At 67.1% G+C, this 1,482-nt stretch carries 1 pseudogene; it reads left to right on the forward strand.

The features are described 5' to 3' along the window. Positions 1-1,482, forward strand: a pseudogene (locus tag RHSP_RS07345) (beta strand repeat-containing protein); the annotation flags it as partial.

Genomic DNA, 1,482 nt, shown 5'->3' on the forward strand with positions numbered 1-1,482 from the left:
CTCTCCTCCGACCAGGCTGCAGCCCTGTCGACGGCTCAGGTCGCCGCCCTGAAGACGACGCAGGTTCACGCACTCACCTCCACCCAGGTCGGTGCCCTCAGCACCTCCCAGGTCGGCACGCTCAATGCAACTCAGGTCGCGGCGCTCACCACCGACAATGTCGCGGGCCTCTCGACCACGCAAATCGGTGCCCTGACGTCGAAGTCCGTCACCGGCCTCTCGACCGCCCAGGTCGGCGTCCTGAGCTCCACCCAGGTCGAGGCCCTGAGCCCCGCTCTTGTCGGCGCCCTGAACTCGGCCCAGATCGGTGCCCTGTCGACTGCTGATATTGCCGGCTTCTCGACCGCCGACATCGCGGCGATCAGCACGGCCGCTCTTGCCGGCCTGTCGACGGCCAACGTCGCGGCGCTCTCGTCCGATCAGGCAGCCGCCCTGACCACGGGCCAGGTTGCCGCCCTGAAGACCACCCAGGTCAATGCGCTCACCTCCACCCAGGTCGGGGCGCTCAGCGCCTCGCAGGTCGGCACGCTCAACGCAACTCAGGTCACTGCGCTGACCACCGACAATGTCGCCGGCCTCTCGACCACTCAGGTCGCGGCGCTGAGCGCCAAGTCGGTTACCGGCCTCTCCACCGCTCAGGTCGGTGCGCTTGGTTCGGCCAATGTCGCCGCCCTCACCACGGCTCAGGTCGGCGCGCTGAACTCCGCGCAGATCGGCGCCTTGACGAGCGCCGAGGTCGCCGGTCTGTCAACCGCCGATATCGCGGCCATCAACACCGCCGCCCTTGGCGGACTGTCCACGGCCAATGTCGCAAACCTGTCGTCCGATCAGGCCGCCGCCTTGAGGACCGAACAGGTCGCGGCGCTTAAGACCACACAAGTTCATGCCCTTACATCCACCCAGCTCGGCGCGTTGAACACGGCTCAGGTCGGTACCCTCAATGCAACGCAGGTAACCGCGTTGACGACCGATAATGTCGCCGGCCTGTCGACCGCCCAGGTCGCCGCGCTGAACGTCAAGTCGATCGCCGGTCTTACCACGGCCCAGGTCGGTGTGCTCGGCTCGGCCAACGTTGCCGCCCTCACCACGGCTCAGGTCGGCGCGCTCAACGCCGCGCAGGTCGGTGCCTTGACGAGCACCGAAATCGCCGGTCTGTCGACCGCCGATATCGCTGCCATCAATACGGTTGCACTCGGCGGACTGTCCACGGCCAATGTCGCGGCGCTCTCCTCCGACCAGGCTGCAGCCCTGTCGACGGCTCAAGTCGCCGCCCTGAAGACGACGCAGGTTCACGCACTCACCTCCACCCAGGTCGGTGCCCTCAGCACCTCCCAGGTCGGCACGTTCAATGCAACTCAGGTCGCCGCTCTGACCACCGACAATGTCGCGGGCCTCTCGACCGCGCAAATCGGTGCGCTAACGTCGAAGTCCGTCACCGGCCTCTCGACCGCCCAGGTCGGTGCCTTGAGCTCCACCCAGGTT

The organism is Rhizobium freirei PRF 81, from assembly GCF_000359745.1.
Classification (GTDB): Bacteria; Pseudomonadota; Alphaproteobacteria; order Rhizobiales; family Rhizobiaceae; genus Rhizobium; species Rhizobium freirei.